At 44.2% G+C, this 18,078-nt stretch carries 15 protein-coding genes; 9 read left to right on the forward strand and 6 right to left on the reverse strand.

The genetic code is table 11. The features are described 5' to 3' along the window. Window positions 1–8: 8 nt before the first annotated feature. The 4 genes from GO495_RS31355 (at window position 9) to trhO (ending at window position 4,663) form a co-directional block, all read left to right on the forward strand. Window positions 9–359 carry a hypothetical protein gene (locus tag GO495_RS31355; protein ID WP_157303909.1) on the forward strand — a complete coding sequence of 117 codons (351 nt, stop codon included), beginning with the start codon at window positions 9–11 and terminating at the stop codon, window positions 357–359. Window positions 360–372: 13 nt separating this feature from the next. Further along, entirely contained in the window at window positions 373–2,898 is a 2,526-nt protein-coding gene (locus GO495_RS31360; RefSeq protein WP_157303910.1) for a DUF5686 and carboxypeptidase regulatory-like domain-containing protein, read from the forward strand. A 418-nt stretch (window positions 2,899–3,316) separates the two neighbouring features. Then, a complete protein-coding gene (locus GO495_RS31365) occupies window positions 3,317–3,523 on the forward strand; it encodes a hypothetical protein (protein ID WP_157303911.1) in 207 nt (68 codons plus the stop codon). Between the two features lie 105 nt (window positions 3,524–3,628). Beyond that, complete coding sequence (gene trhO, locus GO495_RS31370) at window positions 3,629–4,663, forward strand: oxygen-dependent tRNA uridine(34) hydroxylase TrhO (protein ID WP_157303912.1); 1,035 nt, start codon at window positions 3,629–3,631, stop codon at window positions 4,661–4,663. 136 nt (window positions 4,664–4,799) lie between these two features. On the opposite strand, the gene GO495_RS31375 is transcribed toward trhO, so the two are convergent. The 4 genes from GO495_RS31375 to GO495_RS31390 form a co-directional block, all read right to left on the reverse strand. Beyond that, on the reverse strand, window positions 4,800–5,459 hold the full coding sequence (locus GO495_RS31375) for an efflux RND transporter periplasmic adaptor subunit (RefSeq protein WP_157303913.1): 660 nt from the start codon (window positions 5,457–5,459) through the stop codon (window positions 4,800–4,802). A 249-nt stretch (window positions 5,460–5,708) separates the two neighbouring features. Beyond that, window positions 5,709–7,103 (reverse strand): ATP-binding protein, encoded by a 1,395-nt coding sequence (locus tag GO495_RS32565; RefSeq protein WP_157303914.1) that lies wholly within the window; start codon window positions 7,101–7,103, stop codon window positions 5,709–5,711. Beyond that, on the reverse strand, window positions 7,100–7,789 hold the full coding sequence (locus tag GO495_RS31385) for a response regulator transcription factor (protein WP_157303915.1): 690 nt from the start codon (window positions 7,787–7,789) through the stop codon (window positions 7,100–7,102). The genes GO495_RS32565 and GO495_RS31385 overlap by 4 nt, the downstream gene beginning before the upstream one ends. A 52-nt stretch (window positions 7,790–7,841) precedes the next feature. Next, window positions 7,842–9,812 carry an ABC-F family ATP-binding cassette domain-containing protein gene (locus GO495_RS31390; protein ID WP_157303916.1) on the reverse strand — a complete coding sequence of 657 codons (1,971 nt, stop codon included), beginning with the start codon at window positions 9,810–9,812 and terminating at the stop codon, window positions 7,842–7,844. Between the two features lie 66 nt (window positions 9,813–9,878). Here GO495_RS31390 and GO495_RS31395 point away from each other — a divergent pair, with 66 nt between their 5' ends. The 4 genes from GO495_RS31395 (at window position 9,879) to GO495_RS31410 (ending at window position 14,617) form a co-directional block, all read left to right on the forward strand. After that, window positions 9,879–10,457, forward strand: coding sequence for a DUF3347 domain-containing protein (locus tag GO495_RS31395; RefSeq protein ID WP_157303917.1), 579 nt, complete (start codon window positions 9,879–9,881; stop codon window positions 10,455–10,457). Between the two features lie 178 nt (window positions 10,458–10,635). Further along, window positions 10,636–12,576 carry a threonine--tRNA ligase gene (gene thrS / locus GO495_RS31400; protein ID WP_157303918.1) on the forward strand — a complete coding sequence of 647 codons (1,941 nt, stop codon included), beginning with the start codon at window positions 10,636–10,638 and terminating at the stop codon, window positions 12,574–12,576. Between the two features lie 195 nt (window positions 12,577–12,771). Continuing rightward, window positions 12,772–13,524 carry a translation initiation factor IF-3 gene (infC, locus tag GO495_RS31405; protein ID WP_157303919.1) on the forward strand — a complete coding sequence of 251 codons (753 nt, stop codon included), beginning with the start codon at window positions 12,772–12,774 and terminating at the stop codon, window positions 13,522–13,524. Window positions 13,525–13,636: 112 nt separating this feature from the next. Then, window positions 13,637–14,617, forward strand: coding sequence for a cation diffusion facilitator family transporter (locus tag GO495_RS31410; protein WP_157303920.1), 981 nt, complete (start codon window positions 13,637–13,639; stop codon window positions 14,615–14,617). Window positions 14,618–14,620: 3 nt separating this feature from the next. On the opposite strand, the gene GO495_RS31415 is transcribed toward GO495_RS31410, so the two are convergent. After that, window positions 14,621–15,820: a serine hydrolase domain-containing protein gene (locus tag GO495_RS31415; protein WP_157303921.1), complete on the reverse strand. Its 1,200-nt coding sequence runs from the start codon at window positions 15,818–15,820 to the stop codon at window positions 14,621–14,623. 292 nt (window positions 15,821–16,112) lie between these two features. On the opposite strand from GO495_RS31415, the gene serA reads away from it, so the two are divergent. After that, window positions 16,113–17,351 carry a phosphoglycerate dehydrogenase gene (gene serA, locus GO495_RS31420; protein WP_157303922.1) on the forward strand — a complete coding sequence of 413 codons (1,239 nt, stop codon included), beginning with the start codon at window positions 16,113–16,115 and terminating at the stop codon, window positions 17,349–17,351. A gap of 104 nt (window positions 17,352–17,455) precedes the next feature. Here the strand turns inward: serA and GO495_RS31425 are convergent. Continuing rightward, window positions 17,456–18,078 (reverse strand): T9SS type B sorting domain-containing protein (locus tag GO495_RS31425; RefSeq protein WP_157303923.1); only part of this gene is annotated, 623 nt, incomplete at its 5' end.

Genomic DNA, 18,078 nt, shown 5'->3' on the forward strand with positions numbered 1-18,078 from the left:
TTTCTATCATGAAATCCTTACCCCGTTTTATACTTATTGTTGTACTCAGCTACCTTGGTGGCATGTTCCTGACATGGTGGACAGTCGCCATTGCAGCATTCCTGGTAGCCGTACTCATTCCTCTTCCGCCACTGCGTTCCTTCTTAAATGGTTTCATCGCAGTATTTCTCTTATGGCTGGCGCTGGCCTTTTTCATGGACGTACGAAATGACCATATCCTGGCCAACCGTATGAGTGAGCTCATTCTCAAAGTGAAAAACCCAATGCTGATAGGCATCGTAAGTGCTTTGATAGGTGGTATTACTGCCGGCCTGGGTGGACTGTCAGGTAGCTTCCTGCGGTACAAGAAGAGTAAATAATATCAAATCGAGTATGCTTAGATCTTTACTGGTCGTTATTTGTTGCCTGAGTTGTTATTTTTCCCAGGCAGGTGTTATCCGTGGTAAAATTACCAATGAACGCCAGGAACCGTTACCATTTGCTACCATCTTCATAAAAGGGACCACCGCAGGTACTACTTCCAATGCGGCAGGACAATACCACCTGGAGTTACCAGCCGGCAGTTATACCATTGTATGTCAGTACATGGGATATAACAGGGCGGAAAAACAGGTGACCGTGACCGATGCGGAACAGGTCATCGATATGATCTTGTCTCCCCAAAGCATGCAGATCAAAGAGGTCGTGATAAAATCAGATGGGGAAGATCCTGCTTATGCCATCATCAGGAATGCCATTAAAAAGAGAAGTTTCTACAGACACCAGGTAAATGAATATACCTGTAATGACTATATCAAAGGCATGTTCAAACTACGTAATGTGCCTGATCGCTTTTTTGGGAAGAAAATAGATAAGAATGATCTGGGCGTGGATTCAGCAGGCCAGGGGGTAATTTTCCTATCGGAATCCCTTACTAAGATCGCCTTCCGCGAACCGGGAGACCTTAAAGTAGAAGTACTTTCATCCCGGCAGAGTGGGGGCGGACTGGGCTTCAGTTTTCCGGCCTTCATAGAATTATATGATAATAATGTAACTGCGGTATTCTCCCAGTTCAGTAAACGGGGATATGTTTCTCCCATAGCAGAAAATGCATTGTCTTTTTATAAATACAGGCTGGAAGGCGTATTCCAGGACGATGGAAAGACCGTCAATAAAATAGCTGTTATCCCTAAAAGGAAATTCGAACCCCTGTTTTCCGGTTATATATTTATTACAGATGATGACTGGAGAATTCATAGCGCAGACCTGTTGCTTACAAAGGATTATGAGCTGGAACTGATGGATACCCTGCGCATCCGGCAGATCCATGTACCGGTGAATAATGAAGTATGGCGTACTAAAGACCAGGTGATTTACATTGCTGCCAAGCAGTTCGGGTTTGATATGGCAGGTACTTCCGTGAATGTTTACTCCAATTACAACCTGAAACCGGAGTTGCCTAAGAAATACTTTGACAACACTATTTTAAGATATGATACGGCCTTCGACAAAAAGATATTATCCTATTGGGATAGCATCCGTCCCGTACCACTGGAAAAGGAAGAACTGAAAGATTTCCATGTAAAGGACAGTACTGCGATGGCCAACCGGGATAGCCTGAAATCATCCCGTCACCTGGATACGCTGCGTAAAAAGCAGCCACGGGTAAAAATGACAGATTTTCTGTGGAGTGGGGTAAGACACCAGTATTATTTCCAGCGGGACACAGGGATCTATTCACATCAACTGGAGATCAAAGGGTTGTTGCAGCAACTGGAGTATAATACTGTAGAAGGGCTGGTACTAAGTGTGGAGCCAAGTATCAATTTTAACCTGCCAGGGAAACAACAATTGAGAATATCCCCTTTTATAAGATATGGTTTCAGTAATACCCACCTTAATGTATACGGGGATATCAGCTGGTTGAGGGAAAGCCGGCTGGCGAATCATTATGGGCGGGATGCCTGGACATTGTCCGGCGGGAAACGGATTTCCCAGTTCAACCATGAAGATCCTATCAGTCCGGTTGCGAATGCTTTCTATACCCTGTTCCTGAAGGAGAACTATATGAAGCTGTATGAGAACAGGTATGCAGCACTTTCCTATAAACGCCGGTTTGAATCGGACGCTGTACTTTCATTGGGAGTAACTTATGAAGACCGCTTTCCGGTGGAGAACACTACGGATTTCGTAATCTTCAAAAATGCACATAAACAGTTCTTACCCAACCATCCATATGAGCTGGCAGACATTCCTTTTAACAGGAACCAGGCGCTTATCCTGGACCTGGGATTCTCTTTCCAGCCCGGACAACATTACATTGCATTGCCCGACAGGAAGATACCTGTAGGCTCTAAATACCCGACTTTCAGTGTGGGATACAGTAAAGGGATACCGGATATAGGCGGGAGTGATGCCAACTTCGATAAATGGAAGTTCCATATCAATGACAATATGAATCTGAGGTTGTTTGGTCAGTTCTTCTACAACCTCGGGATAGGAGGATTCCTCAACAGTAAACACGTGGACCTGCCTGATTATCAGCACTTTAACGGCAATCAGACGTTTTATAACATGAAATACCTGAACAGCTTCCAACTGGCGCCCTATTACAAATACAGCACTGTTGCACCGTTTTATGCCACCGCTAATGTGGAACATCACTTCAACGGATTGCTGACCAATAAGGTACCCTTGTTAAAGCAATTGAAGTGGACCCTGGTGGCAGGATCCAATGCCTTTTATGTAAACAGGGATAATAATTATGTGGAGGTTTTTGCCGGACTTGAAAATATATTCAAGCTGATAAGGGTAGATGTCATTGCAGGATACCAGAGTAAAGACAATACCCGGATCGGTGTCAGAGTGGGCTTTGGTGGGTTATTTGGCGGTATGATCCGTTCCCGGCCGGCGCAGTAAAAGCTAATAAAAAAAGGAAGGCCTTATATTCCGGGCCTTCCTTCAACTTCTTCTTATTTTGCTTTCCTTGTCTTGTAGCTAGCTTTCGGATCACGATCGTAAAAGTAAGCCAGGAGGCGGTATATCCATAAACCCACTATCAGGTAGGCGATGTAAAGAAAAACTGTACTCATAATTAACATTTTTGGGTAACACTAAAATTTGCTTGTCCGGAACCATTGATTCAAAAAGAATGCCAACTTAAAAATAATTCATATACGATATAAATCAGATAGTTGCAAAGGTTCTGATATGAATTTTATCCATTGAACAATTTCCAACTGTGGCATGTTATAGATATGTTAAGCACAATTCAAGCCAGTTTACTGGCATTATCTATCAAACTTTAGTGTTAATCATAATCATAAATGGAACCCTCATGAAAAAGATTACACTCGTCGTATTTATCATTGGCGTACTCATGGCTTCCCTGGCTTATGTTGCGCAACTTTGTGGATGGAAGGATTTGCAGGCTTTTATGACAATAGGATTTGCGGGTTATGTGCTGGTAATCAGCGCGGCAGCCTACTATCTTACTTCGATTCTGTACGAATGGTCTAAAGAAACAGAAGCCTGGCGGGGCTGAAAAATTTAAGAGATTTTGTTAACTTTGCGGCTTCAACCGGGTTTTACCCCGGTTAAACTGAAATTTTGCTCACAAGGCAAGTGTTCTTAAAATTTCTATAAGCCAATGGTATTACATAACAGAGTCTCCGCAGATCTGCTTAAAAAGCAGCTTGCAGCCGAATCATTCCGGCGCGTTACCACCTCATTTTACCAATACGCAAAAATCGAAGATCCAAATCTTTTCCGGGATCAGCTATATGCACAGCTGTTTGCACTGGGCGTATTTGGCCGCATTTACGTGGCACATGAAGGCATCAATGCACAGGTAAGCATCCCTGAGCATAACTTTGAAGCCTTCAGAAGCTGCCTGTATGCCATCTCTTTCCTGAACGGCATCCGCCTGAACATCGCTGTGGACGATGACGGTAAATCCTTCTGGGTGCTGAAAATCAAAGTACGGGATAAAATAGTGGCTGATGGGATCGAAGATCCCACTTTTGACATGGACAACAAGGGTAAATACCTGGATGCCAGGGCTTTTAACGAGCTGACAGAAGATCCGGATACCATTGTTGTGGATATGAGGAACCATTATGAGTACGAAGTGGGGCATTTTGAACAGGCTATCGAAGTCCCGTCCGATACTTTCAGGGAACAACTGCCCATGGCGGTAGATATGCTGCAGGACAAAAAGGATAAAAACATCGTGATGTACTGTACTGGTGGTATACGTTGCGAGAAAGCGTCGGCTTACATGCTGCATAACGGGTTTAAGAATGTATTCCACCTGGAAGGAGGTATTATAGAGTATACGAATAAGGCTAAGGAGCAGGGCTTGCCGCTTAAATTCAAAGGGAAGAACTTTGTATTTGACGACAGGCTGGGAGAGCGGATCACGGAAGATGTGATCAGTCAGTGTCACCAGTGTGGTAAACCCAGTGATACACATACCAACTGTAAAAATGATGGATGTCATTTGTTATTCATCCAGTGTGACGAATGCGCGGCTAAGTATGAAGGTTGTTGCAGTACTGAATGTCAGTCAGTTTTACATTTGCCGGAGGAAGAAAGGGCTGAGTTGAGAAAGGGAATTGATAAAGGACAGATGATCTTTAATAAGTCCAAACAACGGATAAGACGCCGGTTGAATGAGAAATAAAATGAAAAAACCGCCCCGCGTTGTTTCTTCTGCGGCGGGGCGGAGTAATTGAGCATGAAAACAGTTCAAACAAATGATACATCTGAATGCGCTGTGTTTGCATGTCCATTCTATCAACCTATATGCGAACTAAAATTTAATTATCACTCAGCGCATTATAAATCTGCTGCTGATGTGCCGATATCACACTTTCGCCGGCATTGAGCCCTTTACTGATGTAGGTAACATCACCTGATGTAGTGTATGTTTCTACTTCCCGCACCTGGATATTGTACTTATCTTTAAATACAAGCACAAAATTCTTACTGTGATCTTCGATGACAGCTCCTTCAGGAACGGCTACCATATCGTCTCCCTCATCACAGCGAAGTACCACCTTGGTGAACATTTCGGGTTTCAGCGCTTTTCCGGCGAAATCCATTTTTATACTGAGTTGTCCTGTTTGTGATAAAGTATCGGTAAGGGTATTAACCCCATCCACCGTACCATGGAATATTTTGTTGGGTAAGGAGGCTGTTACCACATCAGCCGTAAATCCTTTAGTTACATGAGATAGATCCGCGGCCGCTACATTCACGATTATACCCGTGTTTTCCTTTTCTGCTACTTTCCCTGAAAAATGGAGCTCCATAAATACAGGCTCCAAATCGGCGGTATCTATCCTGATCGTTTTCAGCATGGTATCACTTAGTACAAAAGTCTTCTTCGTTACCCCACCTTCTACCTGAGGATGCTTACATCCCTGCAGGTACATTCCGGAGGTGAATAAAAGGCAGAGAAGAAAATTGCAATTCATATATCATGGTAGAATAGGTGCAAAGCTCCGCATTACTACTTAAAGGGGCCTTTAAGGATAATTAAAAAGTGATTAAAATGTTAAGCTGTTATTAGTCATAAATACACTGTATCTGACTGTTTAGTTCCCTGATTTTGCGTTGGAATATGGGTCCAGGATTTGTTTTTCAATTTAACTTCACCTGATATTCACGTCAGATAAGGTGTATTTATTGACCAATAACAGCTTGCGCGAAGATTATGTAATCAACTATTGATAAGTGTGGGGAAGTATAACGGTAAATGTGGTGCCTTTACCGGCGATGGAAGATACGGAGATATGCCCTTTATGCAGCAGAACGATCTTTTTACAGATGGATAGTCCTAATCCGTGTCCACGGGTCTTCTGCGCATTAGCGCCCCTGTAGAAAGGTTCGAAGATCTTATTCAGTTCTTCCGGCAGGATACCGATCCCATTGTCCGTAACCTGGACCTGTATATTATGGGTGAAGAAGTCGATGCTCACATGTGCGGCATTGTCCTTGGAGAACTTAAAAGCATTATCCAGCAGGTTAAAGAATAACACCTTCAGCAGGCTTTCGTTTCCTTCACAGATCAGTTCTGTATCCTGCTCCGGTACTTTGAGGAAACGGATGTCCACTTTGGGGCCCCGGCTGTTATCATTTACAGGACTGCGCTTCAGCCTGATCAGGTTCCCCATTTCCAGCAGCAGTTCGTCTATCCTTACTTTATTAAAAATGAATTTCTGTTGATTCAATTCTGACTGTGCCAGTTGTAACAGTCCGTTACTGAGGTCCGACAGGTTCTCCGCATCTTCCAGTACGGAGGCCAGGATATCCCGATAGACTTCTTTCGTTCGTTCCTTGGATAACGTTACCTGCAACTGGCTGATAATAGCAGACAGGGGGGTACGTAGTTCGTGGGAAGCATTACTTACAAAACTCTTTTGCAGGTCAAATGCATCACTCAGGCGTTGCAGCATGGTGTTGAAGTTGGCCCCCAACTGGGCAATCTCATCTTTCCCTTTGGCGTCTACACTGTTCCCCTGCAGGTTATTGGCGTTGATGGTCTTCACCTGCCGGACCAGCTTGTCTATGGGCTGCACCATATTCCGGGCAAAGAAATAGCCGATGATGACCAGCAGGATTACAGCTACGATGATCTCTATTATGAGGATACGTTTTAGGTTCTGCAGGTTCTGGAACCCATATTTATCAAAAGAGGAAACAATTACGATAACGGATACACTTCCTTCTGTATAATATACACCTACCAGTTCTCCGTTAGCCCTTTCATGACTGAATTCCCCGTTCTTTCTGATATAGTCCAGCAGGTAACGGGAAGTACGGATGGCCGTGTCTTTCAGGTTGGCGTAGAGTAAGTCGTATGAAGGATTGTATACCAGGATGGTTTCTTTATAGAGGTCCTGGAAGGTGGTTTTATCCAGTTTCCGGAGCAGGTCTATTTTCACCGTATCATCTTCAATGATCACGTTGGCAATGGAACGGGCGCGGTATTCCAGGCGTTCCAGGTATTCTGCCTGGCGTGACTGGGCAGAGAAATAATATGCCAGAATAGCAAAAGTGTTCAGCAGTACGAATGCTGAAATGGCGTAGGAAAGCGCTATTTTATATTTGATCTTCACTCTTCGGCCAGGAAATATCCCATCCCTGTTTTAGTATGCAGGAGCTTATTGGGAAAGTCTTTATCTATCTTTTTACGGAGAAAGTTCATGTATACTTCTATCACATTGGTACCGGTGTCAAAGTCGATATCCCATACCTTTTCAGCAATGACCAGTTTGGAAATTACTTTCCCCTTGTGGAGGGCGAGGAATTCCAGTAGCTGGTATTCCTTGGCGGTCAGGGGGATCTTTTTACCACCTCTTATCACTTCTTTCTTTTCCCGGTCTATTTCCAGGTCTGCGATCACTATTTTATACTGGGAGTTCTGTTGTACTTCTGATCCTGCGCGTTTGAGGAATACGCGGATACGGGCCAGCAGTTCTCTGAAGTCGAAAGGTTTTACCAGGTAGTCGTCGGCGCCTATTTCAAATGCCTGCATTTTATCATCCATCCCACCCAGGGCAGTGAGCATGATAATAGGGATGCGGCTGTTCCGGCGGCGGATCACGTCGCATACTTCATATCCGTTGCTATGGGGAAGGTTCAGATCGAGGATCACCAGGTCGTAGTTATTGCTGGCGCCCAGGCTTTTGCCCATGCGTCCATCGTATGCAACATCCACTTCAAAGCCATTCTCTTCCAACCCCTTTTTAACGGCATTTGCTACTTTGACTTCATCTTCTACTACCAGTATCTTTTGCATCATTTAGCATTAGCTTTTATCCTACAAACACGGGACCCCGTATTATGTATCCTTGTTACCCTTCCAGTTCCATCAGCTTTTCGAACGCCTTTTCGTATTCTTCGTTTGCCTTTTTCAGGTCTCTTCCTATCTGGGCATATTCAGATTCTACCTGCTGGAAGCGTTTTTTATCCGCATATATTTCCGGATTGTTCAACGCTTCTTCCAGAGATGCCTTTTTAGTATTTAAAGCAGCCAGTTGCTCTTCCAGTTGCTGGAACTGCCGCTGCTGTTTCTGGATTTCCTTCTTTTTATCTTTATCGATCGCTACTCCTTTAACAGGGGTATTAACTACTGGCGTTGCTTTTACTTCTTTTTTTTTTGACTCATTGCTGTCAGAAGCATTCGCCAGTTGTTTGGCAGCCGCTGCCTGTTGCTTTAAGGTCTCCGCCTGACGCTTTTTAAAGTCTTCCCACTCGGTGTAGGTGCCTTTAAATTCCTTGATCTCCCCATCTACGATTTCCCATATTTTATTAGCCGTCTGACTCACAAAATAGCGGTCGTGCGATACGAGAACATAAGTACCGTCGAACTTGGATAATGCATCAATCAGCATTTGTACGGAGTTCATATCCAGGTGGTTGGTAGGCTCATCGAGCAGCAGGAAGTTCGCCTGGCTGATGATCGTTTTGGCCAGTGCCACACGTGCTTTTTCACCACCGGAAAGGATACGGATCTTCTTGTACACATCATCACCTGTAAACAGGAAGCAACCTAACAGATTGCGGAGTTCTACTTCAGAACGTCCGCTACCGCAGTTTTTCAGTTCATCCAGGATCTCGCTGTCGAGGTCCAGGCTTTCCAGCTGGTGCTGAGCGTAGAAGCTGGTCACTACGTTATGGCCCGGGATGCGTTCGCCTTCCATTTCGTCTGTACCTGCGATCAGGCGCAGCAGGGTAGACTTACCCTTACCGTTCGCACCGATCAGCGCTATTTTATCACCACGGCTGATTTCAGCACGGGCGTTATCCAATATAGTTAAGGCGCCGAATTTCTTGCTTACATCGTTGAGGGTAGCAATGATTTTACCCGGTACTTTATCCGGTGTAAAAGTGATCCTGATTTTGGAAGGACCGCCATCTACCTGTTCGATCTTATCCAGCCTGTCCAGTCTTTTCATCGCACTCTGTGCCTGGGCAGCTTTGGATGCTTTGGCTTTGAAACGTTCAATGAAACGTTCCTGCTGACGGATATATTCCTGTTGGTTTTCAAAAGAACGCTGCTGCATTTCGCGGCGCATTTCCTTCTCTACCTCATAATCCTCATAGCTACCGGTGTAATGATGGAGCTGCTGCTGATAGAGTTCCACGATCTTGTTCACCATCCTGTCCAGGAAGTAGCGGTCGTGCGATACAATGATCACCGCCCCGTTATAGCTCTGCAGGTATTTCTCCAGCCATTCGATAGAAGGAAGGTCAAGGTGGTTGGTAGGCTCATCGAGCATCAGCACGTCCGGCTGTTGGAGGATCAGTTTAGCCAGTAGTACGCGCATACGCCATCCACCGGAAAACTGGTTATAGGGACGGTCGAGGTCAGCGGTGCTAAAACCCAGACCTTCAAGCACTTGTGCAGAGCGATGGCGCATGTTATAGCCATCCAGCGCTTCAAACTGGTGCAGCTTATCGCTGAATTCGATCAGGAGGGCTTCTTCCTGGTTGTGTTCCAGCTCTTTAGTGATGCGTTCGATGTCTTTTTCGATCTTCTGAGCTTCCTCGAAGGCGGTCATACCAACTTCCAGGATAGAATCATCGGATTCAAAACTCAGCAGGTCCTGGTTGAAAAATCCAAGAGAAAGGTTCTTGATCTTGTTCACGCTACCCTTAGAAACAGAGTATTCCCCATTGATAACCCGTAAGATAGTAGACTTCCCGGTACCGTTCATACCTATTAATCCAACACGGTCACCTGGTACAATATGCCAGGAGGCATTCTCTACAATGGCTCTTGCGCCAAACTCAAAAGTAATATCCTGAAGTGCTATCAGCATTGTGTAAATTAATTGAAAGGTGCAAAGGTAGTGCTTTATCTTTGCCACAAAAAGCGAATATATAATATGAAGGGCATTATTACTATATCATTACTCTTTTATGTACTGATCATGACCGCGTGTAACCAGCCTGCGAAGCAGGAACAGCAGGAAAAACAGGCTGATCAGGGAGTGTTGCAGGCCCCTTATGCCGCGGAGTTCTATGATTCTCTACAGGTAACCATGGATACTTATTATGACCTGACGGAAGGTTTAACGGAAGGAAATATCACTTATGCCGATAAATGGGCGGGATTACTCAGGCAGCATATTGATAGTCTGCCACTACATACCCTGCAAATGGATTCCAGTCACCTGGAACAGATGAAAACCAATGCCGGCAGTATCAGTGCGGAACTGACCGGCATGCAGGGGGAGAAGACCATGGAAAACAAGAGGGCCGCCTTTGAAATGGTGTCTGATATGCTGTTTGACCTGGTGAAAACCACTGGTTTAAAGGGTAAAACCGTTTACCGCCAGTATTGCCCGATGGCCTTTAATGACCGGGGAGCTTACTGGATCAGTAAGAGCACCGAACGGCAGAATCCATATTTCGGGAAGGATATGCTTTCCTGTGTACAGGTAACCGATAGTCTTAAATATTAAGCTTGCTGTAGTGTTGATGCAGTCCTGCCTGTTAACTTCGCCCTGTGCAACCCAACAGTGTGTAACCCTTATTTTAACAGATGTAAAAAATGCCCATCAATTTACTTAACTTCGCAAGCCAATTTTATAAGCAACGTAAAAGCAAACAACAATAGCTGAAGAATAACAGCTCAACAGTATGATTAACATTACATTTCCGGATGGCGCAGTTCGTCAGTATGAAGCAGGAGTAACTGCAATGGACATTGCCAAATCCATCAGCGAGGGATTGGCACGAAAAGTTTTGGCAGCAAAAGTGAACGGGCAGGTCACGGACATGGCCCGGCCAATAACAACGGATAGTACCCTGCAATTACTCACCTGGACGGATACGGAAGGTAAATCCACCATGTGGCACTCTTCTGCCCACCTCATGGCAGAAGCCCTGGAATCCCTGTACCCGGGTGTTAAGTTTGGATACGGTCCTGCTATTGAAAACGGTTTCTATTATGATATAGACCTGGGAGACCGTACCATTTCTGATGAAGATCTCAGAAAGATCGAAACTAAAATGGTATCTCTCGCAAAGGAAAACAGTGTGTACGAGCGTAAGGAAGTGAGTAAGGAAGATGCACTGAAGTACTTTACCGAAAAAGGCGACCAGTACAAGATTGAAACGATCAATGAATTACAGGACGGTTCTATTTCCTTTTATACACAAGGGAACTTTACGGATCTGTGCCGGGGACCTCATATCCCTAATACAGGTTTTATAAAAGCAATAAAACTGACCAATATAGCCGGTGCATACTGGCGCGGGAACGAGAAGAACAAGATGCTGACCCGCATTTACGGTATCACTTATCCTAACCAGAAAGAGCTGGACGAGTACCTGCACCTGCTGGAAGAAGCTAAGAAACGTGACCACCGTAAGCTGGGTAAGGAACTGGAATTGTTCGCTTTCTCCGAGAAGGTAGGATTAGGTTTGCCTTTGTGGCTGCCAAAAGGAGCGATGCTGCGCGAACGCCTGCAGAGCTTTTTACAAAAGGCACAGACGGACATCGGTTACCTGCCGGTAGTAACCCCGCATATTGGTAACAAGAACCTGTATATTACTTCAGGACACTACGAAAAGTACGGGAAAGACAGTTTTCAGCCGATCCATACACCTGAAGAAGGTGAGGAGTTCATGCTGAAACCAATGAACTGTCCGCACCATTGTGAAATATACAAGACCAGCCCTAAGAGCTATAAAGACTTACCGGTGCGTTTTGCTGAATTTGGTACCGTGTACCGTTACGAACAGCACGGTGAGCTGCATGGTTTAACCCGTGTAAGAGGCTTTACTCAGGACGATGCGCACCTTTTCTGCCGCCCGGACCAGGTAAAGGATGAGTTCCTGAAAGTGATAGATCTGGTATTGTATGTGTTTAACAGTCTGAGCTTTACAGACTTTACCGCACAGATATCCTTACGCGATAAAGAGGACAGAAGTAAATATATCGGAACAGACGAGAACTGGAACCTGGCAGAACAGGCCATTATCGAATCCGCAGCTGAAAAAGGTCTTAAAACAGTAACCGAGTATGGGGAAGCCGCGTTTTACGGTCCTAAGCTCGACTTTATGGTGAAGGATGCCCTTGGCCGTAAATGGCAGTTGGGAACCATACAGGTAGACTACAATCTTCCTGAGCGTTTTGAGCTGGAATACATTGGCGCTGATAATCAGAAGCATCGCCCGGTAATGATCCACCGTGCACCGTTCGGATCACTGGAAAGGTTTATAGCTGTGCTGATAGAACATTGCGGAGGAAAGTTCCCGCTCTGGCTGACACCTACACAGGTTAAAATATTGCCTATCAGTGAGAAGAACCAGGAATATGCAGAAAAAATAGCGAATTTGTTAAAAAATGCGGAAATTCGCGCTGAAATTGACGATCGTAACGAAAAAATAGGGAAAAAGATCAGAGAAACAGAACTGGCTAAAGTACCTTATATGCTGGTGTTAGGTGAAAAGGAAGCAACTGATAATAAAGTTGCTGTTCGCCGCCAGGCAAAAGGAGATATCGGCGTTATGGACCTTGAACAGTTCATTGAACTGGTAAAAGAGGAAGTAGCGAGCAAGAGACCTTTTGAATAGACGTTCAGAAATACACAGGTTCATAAAATATATTTTTAACTGATTGAACTTTTGTATTTTCGGGTACGTTAATTGCTTGAAGTCCATATTAAAATAAGATAGTTCGTACGGTATTAATCTGGTTAAAAGTCAGATATTTATGACTATCATTAAAGATTATGGACAATTATTAATTTAGTAATTTTATTCTTTTTAATGCCACAAGGACCCAGACCAAGTAGTTTTAACAGGGGAGGAAGAAACCCCAATTTTCGCAGAGAACAGCAACAAGAACATCGTACTAACAGGATGATCCGTGTACCTGAGGTGCGATTAGTTGGAGAGAACATTGAGGTTGGTGTATACCGCACAGAGGAAGCCCTGCATATGGCAGAACAGCAAGGGTTAGACTTAGTTGAAATTTCCCCGAATGCCGTACCTCCCGTATGCCGTATCATAGACTATAATAAATTCCTTTACGAGAAGAAGAAGAAGGAAAAGGATATGAAGGCGAAGGCGCACAAAAGCGAGGTGAAAGAGATCCGCTTTACGCCTAATACGGATGACCATGACTTCGACTTTAAAGCAAAACATGCTGAGAAGTTCCTGAAGGATGGTAACAAGGTAAAAACATATGTACAATTCAAAGGTCGTGCTATCATGTTCAAAGAACGTGGAGAGCTGATCCTGCTGAAGTTTGCTGAAAGGCTGGCAGAAGTAGGTGTGCTGGAAGGTATGCCGACCATGGAAGGTAAACGTATGATTGCCATCTTCGCGCCTAAAACCGCTAAGAAGAAGATGGATACCAAAGAAGCGAAGGAAGAACGCCAGGAACGTCAGGAACATCGCCAGGCAGCACGTGAACAGAGAGACGCAGCCAGAGAGCCACGTCCTGCTCCCGCAGCTTCTGAAAGCAGACCTGTAGTACCTGCAGCTCCTGCCACGCCGCCGGAAAGCAAACCGGAATAATCTTTAATTACTTGGTGCAATTATATCAAATGAACCCGGAGCTTTCGTTCCGGGTTTTTTCATTTATATATATGTAATTATTTTCCTTTTCTTTGTGCATCAATCTAATATTTTGAAGAGAAAAGAATTGCGTGTCATATTGATATCGCTGATCGTGAGTTTTATATTAACAGGCACTAAGTTCACCGCCTGGTTTCTTACGCATTCGGTCGCTATCCTTTCTGACGCACTGGAATCTATTATTAATGTAGTAGCAGGTACATTTGCATGTTACAGTATTTATCTTACCGGTAAGCCCAAAGATGAGAACCATCCTTACGGGCATGGGAAAGTTGAGTTTTTTTCTATTGGTTTTGAAGGCGCAATGATTTTCATTGCAGGCTGTCTGATCTTATTTAAGGCAGGGCAGTATTTCTTTATCCCTGCTACCCTGGAGCATGTGGACAAGGGTATCTGGATAATAGCCATTACCGCTCTCTGCAATCTTTTTCTCGGGCTGTACCTGCTGCATTATGGCAAACAGACAGCGTCCGTTACTATTTCCGGCAATGGACAGCATATCATGACGGATGTGTATAGCAGTGGAGGGTTAGTAGCCGCCTTATTGCTCATTAATTTTACCGGATGGACATGGATAGATCCCCTGGCATCTGCGCTATTGGGCACACTGATACTCAGGCAGGGGTACCTGTTATTACGACGCTCCATTTCAGGTCTGATGGATGAAACAGATATGCAGGTAGTGGATAATGTGATCAGTATACTATCAACTCATCGTCGTCCGGAGTGGATCGATGTACATAATATGCGTGTGCAGCAGTATGGTAATAACTATCATATTGATTGCCATCTCACCATGCCTTATTACATGGAATTAAATGAAGGACATGAAGAGCTGAAGGTCATAGAACGGCTGGTAAATACTGAATTTACTTCCGGAGAGACCGAGTTCTTTATTCATATAGATCCCTGTATCCCTGTTTGCTGTCATTATTGTCAGCTGACGGAATGCCCGGTACGTAAACATGCTTTTACAGGGATCATTCCCTGGACAAGGGAAAATGTATTACCGAACAGGAAACACGGAGGGTAAATCCTATTCCTCTCCTTCTTCATCACCATTACCGTGTCCCATAATAGCGCTGATCGGTTTCACGGCATGATAGATATTACGGTTGTATTTATTTCCCAGGATGATAATAGTGGTCGTATCTTTTATAATACGGTAGAATACGGTGTTATTGCCATGCCACCATCCGTTATGGTAAACGATCTTGCTGCTGTCCGGATAAACCATCAGCCGCCAGCCTAATCCATAATTACGAACACCTGCTTTTTCATGGCTATAGGGGGTATAAGCCGCCTTGATAGTTTCGGGACTGAAGATTTTATCACTATACATGGCCTGGTCCCATTTCAGCATATCCTGTGCGGTGCTGTAAATGCCTTTGTCGCCGATCACCCCGTCAAAATAAGTATCCGGTTCCGCCTGGCCATTGTATTTATGGCTCACGGTCTGATGAGGACGGGCCGCTGTAGAAGGATCATATACAAAGGTATTATTCATGCCCAGAGGTGCAAAGAACGTTTGCTGCATGAAGTTGGCGTATTTTTGTCCGGTTACTTTTTCAATCACAGAACCCAGCAGCATAAAGTTGGTGTTACAATACTGAAAATGGGTATTGGGCTGATGCTGCACCGGTGGTTTATGTTTTTCCATCAGGGCAATTACATCGTCATTGGTCAGGAATTTATCCTTATCCGGCCATATGCTATCGCAGAAATAAAGGTAATTAGGTAAACCGCTGCGGTGTGAAAGGAGCATACGAAGGGTAATGCCCATATATGGAAATCCGGGAATGTATTTCTGTATATTATCATCCAGGCTCAGTTTCTGTCTTTCGGCCAGCCACATGATACCCATACCAGTAAATGTTTTGGAAACGGAAGCCATCTGAAAGGAAGAGCTGTCTGTTATGAAAGATGATTTGGTACGATAATTTTCCAGGCCATGGTATTGTTCGAAGATGACAACTCCTTTTTTAGCCACTATAATAGATCCGTTAAATCCTCCTCTCAATAGCTGGGTTTGGTAAAAGTTGGCCAGTTCCTGCTGTTGTGCTTTTGTATGAGGGGAGCTCAACACTGCTGCTGTAAGCTCATCAGGAACCGCTTTACTAATGGTAGTATCTTGTTTTGCTGTCTTTTTCCTATTATTCGCTGCATTGCTGCTGCATGCGGATACGGCTGAAAATGTAATCCCGGATATAGTTAGTACGATAAGTGCTGCTTTCATTCTGCAAGTTAGAGACGATTCGTATTATAAGCGTAAGCGTTAAATTTATGACCTAATGACTTGTTACACAAAAAAAAGAGGTAGGAATGTGCAATTTTAAAGGTATTTTAAGTTTTAAAGCCTAAAAATTTGAAAAAAGTGCCTAAATAGGGGCACATTTTTGACGAAATTAAATTTGACAGCCCAACTGTTTGATTATTGCGTAACATCTTTTAGGTTTGTGACCTGTTTGCCCCTTATATCAATTATTAAGCCAATTGAAAAGCATAGGGAAATATATAAATTATAAGATATGGATCAGCAAAAGTTGACAAGTTATCCGAAGGAGAAGATTAATATTTTATTGTTGGAAAATATCAGTGATGCTGCAGCAGCAGAGTTTACATCGGCTGGGTATGCTAACGTAAAAAGGTTGTCGGGCGCACTGAATGAGGAAGATCTGATCCGCGAAGTAAAAGATGTACATCTGTTAGGTATCCGTTCCAAAACACATGTAACCCGGAAAGTACTGGAAGCAGCAAACAAGCTGCAAGCCATCGGTTGCTTTTGTATAGGCACCAACCAGGTAGATCTGAAAAACGCCACGGAGCATGGAGTAACCGTATTCAATGCCCCATATTCCAACACCCGTTCTGTAGCGGAACTGGTGATAGGGTTATCGATCATGCTGATACGCCGTATTCCGGACAAGAATACTGCTGCCCATGAGGGGAAATGGATGAAAGAAGCCAAAGGCAGTTATGAACTGCGCGGTAAATCGCTGGGTATTGTAGGGTATGGTAATATAGGCAGTCAGTTGAGCATCCTTGCGGAAGCAATGGGTATGAACGTGCTTTATTACGATGTGGAGACCAAACTGCCATTAGGTAATGCGGTACAGGTGAGAACACTGGAAACACTGTTTGAACATTCAGATATCATTTCCCTGCATGTACCGTCTACGGAAGGCACCAATAATATGATTACCAAGGAGGTACTGTCTCATGCCAAGCACGGGGCTATTTTCATCAATTACGCACGTGGTGAGGTGGTTGACCTGGATGCATTGAAGGATGCGCTGGTAAGCGGCCAGTTATCCGGTGCTGCCATAGATGTATTCCCGGTAGAGCCTGAAAAGAACGGCGCCGTATTTACGTCTCCTTTACAGAAATTACCGAATGTGATCTTAACGCCACATATCGGGGGAAGTACGGAAGAAGCGCAACATAATATTGGCCTGGATGTAAGCAGTAAAATGCTGAACTACCTGGAAAAAGGGGCCAGCTTTGGTTCTCATACTATTCCGGCTATCAATGTTCCGGCTATTGATCATACACACAGGATCCTTCATATTCATGAGAATGTACCGGGTGTATTATCTGAAATAAATACGGTGTTATCCCGGAATAAAATCAATATTCTTGGTCAGTATCTGAAGACAAGTGACACTATTGGTTATGTGGTGCTGGATGTGGATACCAAATTATCGAAAGAAGCATTTTCATTACTGAGAGAAGTGAAACATACTATTAAAGCAAGGTTACTGTATTAGTAGCTGATAGCTGAATGAAAAAGGTTGGAAGATAATTCTTCCAACCTTTTTTTATGCTTTGTAATGAGCAAGGCGCCTCGTGACGCCTTGCCTGTTTGTATTTTTTATCGGAGTACGGTTACTTCTCCTTTTGCTATGATCACTGATCCACCTAAGGTTTTCTTATAGGTCAGCAACCACACATAAGTTCCATTGTCTACAAGGCGTCCGCCGAATCTGCCATCCCATCCCTTCTGGGAGTCCTTACTGTTAAATACCTCCTGACCCCAACGATTGAAAACATGGAATTCGTAATCATATACTGATCCGTTAACCACTGGTTTGAATGTATCGTTGTTACCGTCGCCATTTGGTGTGAAGGCATTCGGGAATTGTGGTTTATTGTCACATTCTTTAAACGTTACAGCTATCTGGTCTGTAGCAGTACCACAATCATTGTAGACTGTTACTGAGTAATAACCGGACACAGTTACCGGGTAAGTTGGTGTGGTGGCACCATCCTGCCATTTGATACTGTTACCTGTTCCCGCATTTACCGTCAGGGTCAGTGTCTGACCTTTACACAAGGTCGTATCGTTACCCAGCAGCACCGCAGGGATGCCTGCTACATTTACACTCACACTATCCATCGTGATCTTAGAACAGAACTTATCCATTACAGAGATGGTGTACTTACCAGGTTGTGTGATTTCTTTCACCGGATTGGTATCTCCATCATTCCAGAGGT

It is taken from the genome of Chitinophaga oryziterrae (assembly GCF_009758125.1).
Lineage (GTDB): Bacteria > Bacteroidota > Bacteroidia > Chitinophagales > Chitinophagaceae > Chitinophaga > Chitinophaga oryziterrae.

What these genes read in the sequence shown, in the direction of transcription:
- GO495_RS31355 (WP_157303909.1), top strand. Translation starts at nt 9, where the DNA reads ATGAAATCCTTACCCCGTTTTATACTTATTGTTGTACTCAGCTACCTT.
- GO495_RS31360 (WP_157303910.1), top strand. Translation starts at nt 373, where the DNA reads ATGCTTAGATCTTTACTGGTCGTTATTTGTTGCCTGAGTTGTTATTTT.
- GO495_RS31365 (WP_157303911.1), top strand. Translation starts at nt 3,317, where the DNA reads ATGAAAAAGATTACACTCGTCGTATTTATCATTGGCGTACTCATGGCT.
- trhO (WP_157303912.1), top strand. Translation starts at nt 3,629, where the DNA reads ATGGTATTACATAACAGAGTCTCCGCAGATCTGCTTAAAAAGCAGCTT.
- GO495_RS31375 (WP_157303913.1), bottom strand. Translation starts at nt 5,459, where the DNA reads ATGAATTGCAATTTTCTTCTCTGCCTTTTATTCACCTCCGGAATGTAC.
- GO495_RS31385 (WP_157303915.1), bottom strand. Translation starts at nt 7,789, where the DNA reads ATGATGCAAAAGATACTGGTAGTAGAAGATGAAGTCAAAGTAGCAAAT.
- GO495_RS31390 (WP_157303916.1), bottom strand. Translation starts at nt 9,812, where the DNA reads ATGCTGATAGCACTTCAGGATATTACTTTTGAGTTTGGCGCAAGAGCC.
- GO495_RS31395 (WP_157303917.1), top strand. Translation starts at nt 9,879, where the DNA reads ATGAAGGGCATTATTACTATATCATTACTCTTTTATGTACTGATCATG.
- thrS (WP_157303918.1), top strand. Translation starts at nt 10,636, where the DNA reads ATGATTAACATTACATTTCCGGATGGCGCAGTTCGTCAGTATGAAGCA.
- infC (WP_157303919.1), top strand. Translation starts at nt 12,772, where the DNA reads ATGCCACAAGGACCCAGACCAAGTAGTTTTAACAGGGGAGGAAGAAAC.
- GO495_RS31415 (WP_157303921.1), bottom strand. Translation starts at nt 15,820, where the DNA reads ATGAAAGCAGCACTTATCGTACTAACTATATCCGGGATTACATTTTCA.
- serA (WP_157303922.1), top strand. Translation starts at nt 16,113, where the DNA reads ATGGATCAGCAAAAGTTGACAAGTTATCCGAAGGAGAAGATTAATATT.